The following is a 7655-nucleotide window of genomic DNA, read 5'->3' as shown; positions in this document are numbered from 1 at the left end:
GATCAAATCAGATTTTGATCTTCATCATTATTTTTTTAACAGAGGCTCTACGAGATAAGGGGGAATCATGAGCAGAGATTTTATACCCAAGATTATATATTTCATGTGTAACTGGTGTGGAACGGGCGGAGCGGAAAGTGCATCTGCTTATCATTTCTATTATCCTGAAAATGTTCTTCCCTACAGGGTGAACTGCACCGGGTCTCTTTCTCCGGTTCATATCTTACGGGCTTTCGTTGAAGGTGCCGATGGGGTGCTGATCAGCGGCTGCTATCCAGGAGACTGTCACTATGAGGACGGGAATTTCAGAGCGCGGCGAAGAGTGGCAATCACGAAATCCATCCTGGATTCTCTGGGTTTGGGCGAAGACAGAGTATGGTTCAGATATGTGGCCCATGGCGAAGGAAGAAGGTTTGTGGACACCGCTACGGAATTCAATGATTACATAAAAGAGATCGGCCCTAATCCGCTCAGGGAAAGGAGTGACACATGAAAGGCACAATTTTGGGCATTGAAAAAAATCTGGAAGAAACGATTCTAAATTTTCTCAAAGGGGGTCTGGAAAAAGGGTGCTTTGATGCTGTTATCACACCTCACAGAGTTCCTTCAGGTGACTCATTCGCTTATTTGCTCATCAATGACAAATCAATACTCGAGGGGGCGTTTCCGTTATCACCGGTTATACCTGTTCAGGGAGCGAAAGCCATCTCCAGTCTGACGAGAAAAGGAAACGCCAGTAAGAAAATACTTGTCATTATGCATCCCTGCGAGATAAGAGCCACCATCGAGCTATTGAAACTGAAACAGGTAAGTTTGGGTAACTTATTTCTTATGAGTTTTGACTGTCCCGGTGTCATCCCCTTGTCTGACTATATAGAGGACCCCGGTAAAAATGACCAGATATCCCAGGATAATTATCAAAATTGGGAAGATATAAGCATACGGCCGATCTGCAAGATCTGTACAGAGTTCAGTTCAGGTCCCGCTGATCTGCATATAGGTCTATTGGGAGCAGATACCGGGAAAATGTTCCTTATTCCCCTTACATCGGAAGGGGAAAGGATCATGAAGGCAATGGATCTCAAAATAGAGGATTCTCTGGATCGCTGGGAAAGAGAAGTGGAAAAACTGAAAAAGGAAAGAGAGGCGAAAAGATACGAAGCACACGAAGTTTTAAAAAGCAATGTGGAAGGGTCACAAAAATTATTGGAGACTTTTAGTCAGTGCATCAATTGTCATAATTGCATGAGGGTCTGTCCTGTTTGTTACTGCCGTCAATGTTATTTTGATTCAGATGCCTTTAAACTTCCCCCAGAGAATTTCATCAATAGGGCCAAGAAAAAGGGAAGTCTCCGATTGCCTGCAGATACTTTGCTTTTCCACCTGGGAAGAATGTCCCACATGATTCTTTCATGCGTCACATGTGGGACATGTGAAGATGCCTGCCCTATGAGCATTCCCGTATCCCAAGTTTTTAGCCTGGTCGCTGACAGAACGCAACGGCTGTTCAACTACAAGCCAGGCTCAAGTAAAGAGGAGCCTCTTCCCGTCGTTATTTACAAAGAAGAAGAGCTTCATGATGTGGAAAAACCGTATTCAGAGATCTATGCAAAGAGAGGGGAGAAAAATGCCTAAATTGCTGGAAATGAAAAAAAGTATCGATGAAGGAATGAAAGTGCTTTTGGAGTTCCTCTTAGAAAAGGATAAGGTAAGAGGCATTATCAGTCTAAAAAAGATAAATGGAAATAAAGGCATCAGTTATTCCTTAATGACCAGTCCCGAGGAACTGAGAGATGCCCTTCCTCTCTTTCCTTTGATGCCTGCCAATGCCGGGAAGCTTCTCTCTCATATTACCTTGCGAGGAGCACTTACAGAGCCTCTCGCTGTGGTGTTAAAGCCATGTGAATTGAGAGCATTCATAGAGCTTGTGAAAATGGAGCAGGGAAGTCTCGATAACTCTTTGTTTATCAGCCAAACTTGCCCGGGAGTTTATCCTCTTGACACAAGTATCAATGGAGATTTGGAAAAATTGGTCTCCCAATATCGGGATGAGAGTCTAAGTGCTGAAATAATTCCAGCCATAAGGAATGCATGCAAAAGTTGCCTTCATTTCATACCCCAAAATGCTGACATAGTGGTTTCTTTGATCGGTGAGGAAAAGGCACACGAAAAATTTAAGATTTTTTTAAATTCAGAGAAGGGAGAAAAATTCACAGCAGGTTTAGAAGGTGAAATTGGAGAAGCGGAGCTGGAGACCGAAAAAATAATTCTATTCAAGGATAAAAGAGAAAAAGAAAAAAAGAAACTCTTTGAGGAAATAGGAGGGGAAATACAAGGAGTGGAAGGAATCATAAAGCTTTTTGGCAAGTGCATAGGATGCCATGGCTGCAGTAGTGTCTGTCCGATCTGCTACTGCAATCTGTGCTTTTTCGATTCGCAGCGAAATGAATCAGAACCTTCTGCGTTAGACCATGATCTTGATCGAAAAGGAGGACTGAGAATTCCTCCCAATACAATATTTTATCATCTAGGAAGACTCTCCCATGTGAGTGCTTCTTGCATAGGATGTGGAATGTGTGAAGATGTATGTCCCGTTAATATACCTTTATCCGCCATTTTTTCCAAAGTGGGTGAATCGATCCAAAAAACATTTGATTATGAACCCGGATGGGATATCGAAGAAGCCGTTCCTTTTGTTACTTACAGAGAGGATGAGTTCAAGGAAATTGGGGAATGAGGAAGTGTTCATACTAGAGATTGAAAAGAGAGGCAATAGATATGAATAAGGAATATTCACCTCAGATCATCGCTTTTCTCTGCAAATGGTGCGCTTATGCAGGAGCTGATCTTGCCGGTTCAAGCAGGTTGAAAGTACCATCCCCTATTGTGCCCATCAGAGTGATGTGCTCTGGAAGAATAGATCCTCTTTATATCATTAAAGCTTTTCTAAAAGGTGCGGATGGGATCATGATGCTGGGATGTCATCCGGGTGATTGCCATTACGAGAAAGGAAATTATAATGCCCGCCGAAGATTCATTTTACTTCAAAAGATCTTCGAGAACCTCGATCTTGAACCAGAGCGCATCGGCCTATGGTGGGTTTCTGCTTCAGAGGGTCAACGATTTTCCAAGGTGACTAATGAATTCAATGGGAGAATAAATAAGTTAGGACCGAGCCCTGTTCGAGAAGAAATATTCTTGTAGAAGGCCCTGTGACAACCAATGGAATCACTGTTATCATCACGAATCTCAGCTCATGGTCAAAGCCCAATTCTCTCAGAAGGGATCCAGAATCATTGCAATTAGGAAATATAAAATGAAAGGACCAAATAAGAGTGAAGAGAATAAGAAGTTAGATGAGGTAGTCATATCGAAGGCCATAATTGAAGACTTCATGAAAGGCTTCCTGGATTCGCTGGAGGTTGATGTGGCTATTGTTGGTGCTGGGCCATCCGGGATGATCGCTGGCTACTATCTGGCAAAAGAAGGGAAGAAAGTTGCAATCTTTGAGCGCAAGTTAAGCATTGGATTGATAGGAATTTCTTTTTTCTATTCAGTGGCATGTTGTCAACTTTTCCCCGATTCATCCACTCTTGATGCTGGTCAACTTCTCCGGATAATGTATATACCTGTAGAAAGATGATTGTCAAGAGGAAACGAAGGGAACGAGCAAGTGGAATCAGGGATGGATAGGGAAGCAAAGGGGAGAGAAGAGGCCGGAATGAGGCAGACTTTCAGCTCGAGGGAGGATCTCAATCCGTCAAAAGATATCCGCTGGTGCGCCTTCTGGCTCGATGATGTGGTGAATTCCTTGAGGAGGGGGAGGGCGCTGGGCCATAAAACTCAGATGAAGGTGCTTGATGATGCGGTCCACAACGACCCAATCGGTCAAAAAGGAGATGATCCGCATCTCACCTTCACATTCCGGGCAGATGAGGGGATCGACCTCATAGACTTTTTTGATCATCTTCCAATGGAAAGGATCAGAGAGAAGAGGATCAGGGCGGCGGGAATGTGATGGACTCTTTGTAGAACGACACGCTTCACTTCTTTTCCATTTCAGCATCGGTTTCTGCCGGATACGAAGTCTGGATCTCGAACAGCTCGCTGGAATCTTTTTCGAGGAAGGTTTGGCCCGCGGCTTCGACTCCGTCTTCATTGATGAGCCCGGTCACGATCGAAGGAATAGCATTGCGGATCCTGATCGTGACTTTGCTGCCGCCTTTCACGGTGAAGATCGCGAAAGCAGGTCCATCCGTTTCATGTACTTCGATGTTTCTTTTTCCGAGCGTGCAGCCGCTTCCTAGTTGAACGCCGTCGATGAGGCAGGATTGAGGAGGTTTCAGGATGGAATGAACGTCTGCAGTGATGTTGAAATGCCCATCCGATCCGGTGAGTTCAAGTGCGAGTTGCCCCATTCTGTAGCCGAGGACGACGTAAGGTCCCAGATGCCCGTGGAATCGCTTGAGGAGATCCTCTGTCGATATCAGCTCGGCAGTGTGCGTATGCATCGGTTCTCTTTGGAACGGTCTGCTCCAGAGATCCTTCAACAGATCGACTGCACCATCGAGATCCTGGATGCTTGCCATGTAGATGTTCCCTTGTATGTCAGGCTCGATCCGTATCACATCGGACACGAAAGCCCGGTGTGCAGTATCGGAGACAATCGAGATCTTCGTACCGATGAGCGATGCAGCAAGCAACTCGTCATACATGATGCAATGCTTGCCCTTCGCGCATAGATTTCGGAACAGGCGTTCGATCCATGACGCAGGAAACGAAGAAGCATCGATGGAGGAAAAGCTGGTGCACGGATCGATTGTTTTCGCTGCAGAGACATCGAGCAGGATGATCCGCGGTGCCCTGTCAAAGACTGTGCGAGTCGATCCTCTATCGTACGCCAAGTTCCAGCTCTCTATCTGACCATTGTCGGTTACCGATGCCGGGATCCAGATCGTGTGGAGGCGAGCCAGGATTCCGGGCTTCTCTGCCTCCAGTCGGGCAAGATTGCTCAGAGGACCGAGCGCCAGATAATGGATCTCTCCGTCGTGATTCTGGACCAGAGAGACTATTCCCTGAAAAGAGGATTCCTGTGGTGCTACTCGTCTGGGTGGCGGAAAAGGAAATCCTGCCAGCCGATCCACCGTTTCTCTCCACCGGGGGATCTCCCCGCTCTTGAAGGCAACTCCCCGAAAAACGGGGATGGAATCTTTGTGGGACGCTTCGATCGCACCGATGGCGTTGTCGAGGCCTTTCCCGATGGATGCCGATCCTTCGACCGTAACGATTGCTTTGATATCAACTCGAGAATCCCCGAAAAGGGTGAAGAGAGCGCGGACATCGTCGAGTCCCATGTCGGTATCCACCATGACCTTGAGGAGATCGTCGGCATGATGATCCGCATCTTCGTGAGCGACGCTCACGTAATGATTGTGGAAGACCGCCGAGCATATGATAGCGGTGAAGAGCAAAAACAGAAGACGTGGTTTTTGATATTTCATCATTCCATATTCTTTATCAATCCGTCATTTCGTTTCAAGTTCCTTAGAAGTCCAGGGCCAATCCGACCATTCCATTGATGCCGGGCATGGGATACCCTTGTTTGAGCTCATAGCTGTTGTCCGTCAGATTTTCCACGGCAATATAGAGCTGCGCACGTGTCGGATGCGATGGAAATGCGAAGTCATATGACAGCTTCCCGTTCACAAGGAAATACGAGCTTACAGAGGCTGTGTTTTCGGAATCTTTTAGCCGGTCCTGTGATCCCACGAAATGCTCATCCACATATTCGGCATCGAGGCTGAGCTGGAAGCGATCGAGAAAACCGTAGTTCAGTCCTATTCCCGAAGTCCACTGCGGGGCATACGGTATCCGTTCCGGAGAACTGCTCAGGTACGTAACGTCTGCAAAAACGGCGCAGCGATCGTTCGGTCGTACCGTGATCGTCGCTTCGATCCCGCTCGTTTGCGAGCGTTCGATGTTCTCGAACGTGGGCGGGAACGGAGGCGGGGGAACGATGACGTAACGGTTGCGGCTCCTGTCGTAGAAGTATGTGATGTCCGCTTTCAGTCTGCTGCTGAATTGATGGCCGAATCCTGCTTCGACGTGGTTGATCTTCTCCGGCTTTAGATCTTCCCACAGGTTGTCTCCCGGGAGGAAAAGCTCATCGAAGACGACGACGTTCAGCCCGGGAAAATTGATTCCATGCGCATACGAAGCGTGGAAATCGTTCTTCCCTTTTCCGAAAAGCAATCCTGCCTGATAGCCCCAATCATCGTCGAGACGGCTATGAGAAAGAAATCTGACTCCTCCCGATGGGGAGATGCGCCAGCCATTCTCGGTTTTGAAGCTTTTTGTAATCGCGATGAAAGGAGAAGCGATCCTGAACAGTTCACTGCCGAAATCATACGCAGGCTCAGGCGGTTCCACGAAATGAGCCTTGCCGCTGACCGTGTCAAGATCGAAGCCCGCCATGATTTCGCTTCCGCTTCCGAGCTGAAACGACTCTTTCATGCGAAGACCGTAGTTCTCATAATCGGTCAGCGTATCGCTGTCGTTGAATCCGGTCGTTTCGTTGAACTGATCGACCCAATCGATGTCGCCTCTGTTCCAGTACAGTTTTATCTCTCCTTTTCCATACCGGTATGCGTTCCGCAACGTGAGAATCGCCAGCTCGTCACTAACGCCGAACTTCCCATCGGACGGTATGGAACCGTCCGATGAACCCGGGTCATTCGCATAGTTGTCAGTGTGGTTGACAATGAGTCTTGCTGACCATGCGTCTGAGAGCTGGAGACCGACACTGCCGAAATACTCCTGCAGCTCTCCGTCCGCGTTGTCCCTGTGCCCATTCGATTTCCTGTAACTTTGAATCAGGAAATAGTCGAATGGTCCTCTCTTCCCCCCGTGCTCGATCGTTTCGATGAACGTGGAAAAACTTCCGCCGGCCCCGAGCAAGCGTGTGCTGAACCCGTCGTCAGTCATTCTTTTCGTGATCACATTGACTGCTCCAAAAGCCATGTTTCCGAAGAGGATCGGTTGAGCTCCTTTATACACTTCGATCCGCTCGGCGGTGTCGATACTGAGGGTGTCCATCAGCGGATGCGTCCAGACACCGACGAAGATGGGAACGCCGTCGATGAGCGTTTGTATTTCGGCGCCGGGGCGGGAACTTCCGCGTCCACGGATGAAAAGAGCCCCGCCTTCGCCTCCTCCGAAGCTCCCGATCGGATTGTGTCGTGAAATGACGATGCTGGGAGCTCTCCTCAGGGCGGTTGGAAGATCCTGAGCGTTGAGATCCGATATCTGCTCATCGGTCACGATCGTCACCTGTGATGCGTATTCGTTGACAATGTTCCCTTCGATGATGGGAGACGCAACGACAACGATCTTCTCTGTAAAAGAGGGTTTTTCCTCCTCGGCCGGTTCATCGACCTGCTTCTTTTCTTCTTCATCATCCGAGGGGAGGTTGGCCGAATGGAGAGGATGCGGTGCGCTGAAAATGACGAAGCAGAAGAAGAGGAACAACATTCGTGCGTAGAACATGTTCATGGTGTCGTGCCCATTGGAGAGTCAAAAAATAGCACACTTTTGATTATCATGCTATCCTCTTTTATCACGATTTTACCATGCAACACAGCGTTCATCTGCATCCG

7 protein-coding genes and 1 pseudogene are annotated in these 7655 nt (G+C 47.9%); 6 read left to right on the top strand and 2 right to left on the bottom strand.

Features of this window, described 5'->3' with window-relative positions:
- Positions 1-67: 67 nt before the first annotated feature.
- The 6 genes and pseudogenes from AB1756_07650 (at position 68) to AB1756_07625 (ending at position 4018) form a co-directional block, all read left to right on the top strand.
- Positions 68-493, top strand: coding sequence for a hydrogenase iron-sulfur subunit (locus tag AB1756_07650; protein MEW5807200.1), 426 nt, complete (start codon positions 68-70; stop codon positions 491-493).
- Entirely contained in the window at positions 490-1635 is a 1146-nt protein-coding gene (locus AB1756_07645) for a 4Fe-4S dicluster domain-containing protein (GenBank protein MEW5807199.1), read from the top strand. Before AB1756_07650 ends, AB1756_07645 begins: the two co-directional genes overlap by 4 nt.
- Positions 1577-2737, top strand: a complete 1161-nt coding sequence (locus AB1756_07640; protein MEW5807198.1) for a 4Fe-4S dicluster domain-containing protein — start codon at positions 1577-1579, stop codon at positions 2735-2737. Before AB1756_07645 ends, AB1756_07640 begins: the two co-directional genes overlap by 59 nt.
- Positions 2738-2778: 41 nt before the next feature.
- A complete protein-coding gene (locus AB1756_07635; protein MEW5807197.1) occupies positions 2779-3204 on the top strand; it encodes a hydrogenase iron-sulfur subunit in 426 nt (141 codons plus the stop codon).
- Between the two features lie 112 nt (positions 3205-3316).
- Positions 3317-3526 (top strand): annotated as a pseudogene (locus AB1756_07630) (NAD(P)-binding protein).
- Between the two features lie 117 nt (positions 3527-3643).
- On the top strand, positions 3644-4018 hold the full coding sequence (locus AB1756_07625) for a hypothetical protein (GenBank protein MEW5807196.1): 375 nt from the start codon (positions 3644-3646) through the stop codon (positions 4016-4018).
- A gap of 25 nt (positions 4019-4043) precedes the next feature.
- On the opposite strand, the gene AB1756_07620 is transcribed toward AB1756_07625, so the two are convergent.
- Positions 4044-5504: a nucleoside hydrolase gene (locus AB1756_07620; GenBank protein MEW5807195.1), complete on the bottom strand. Its 1461-nt coding sequence runs from the start codon at positions 5502-5504 to the stop codon at positions 4044-4046.
- A 40-nt stretch (positions 5505-5544) separates the two neighbouring features.
- A complete protein-coding gene (locus AB1756_07615) occupies positions 5545-7551 on the bottom strand; it encodes a TonB-dependent receptor plug domain-containing protein (GenBank protein ID MEW5807194.1) in 2007 nt (668 codons plus the stop codon).
- Positions 7552-7655: the final 104 nt, after the last annotated feature.

The organism is Acidobacteriota bacterium, from assembly GCA_040752675.1.
Classification (GTDB): Bacteria; Acidobacteriota; Polarisedimenticolia; order JBFMGF01; family JBFMGF01; genus JBFMGF01.
Note: the sequence above shows the minus strand (reverse complement) of the source record. Positions and strands in the feature narration are given on the sequence as shown.

Bases quoted from the DNA above. Each gene is read 5' to 3' on its own strand.
- AB1756_07645 (MEW5807199.1), top strand. From the start codon at position 490: ATGAAAGGCACAATTTTGGGCATTGAAAAAAATCTGGAAGAAACGATT.
- AB1756_07640 (MEW5807198.1), top strand. From the start codon at position 1,577: ATGATGTGGAAAAACCGTATTCAGAGATCTATGCAAAGAGAGGGGAGA.
- AB1756_07620 (MEW5807195.1), bottom strand. From the start codon at position 5,504: ATGATGAAATATCAAAAACCACGTCTTCTGTTTTTGCTCTTCACCGCT.
- AB1756_07650 (MEW5807200.1), top strand. From the start codon at position 68: ATGAGCAGAGATTTTATACCCAAGATTATATATTTCATGTGTAACTGG.
- AB1756_07615 (MEW5807194.1), bottom strand. From the start codon at position 7,551: ATGAACATGTTCTACGCACGAATGTTGTTCCTCTTCTTCTGCTTCGTC.
- AB1756_07635 (MEW5807197.1), top strand. From the start codon at position 2,779: ATGAATAAGGAATATTCACCTCAGATCATCGCTTTTCTCTGCAAATGG.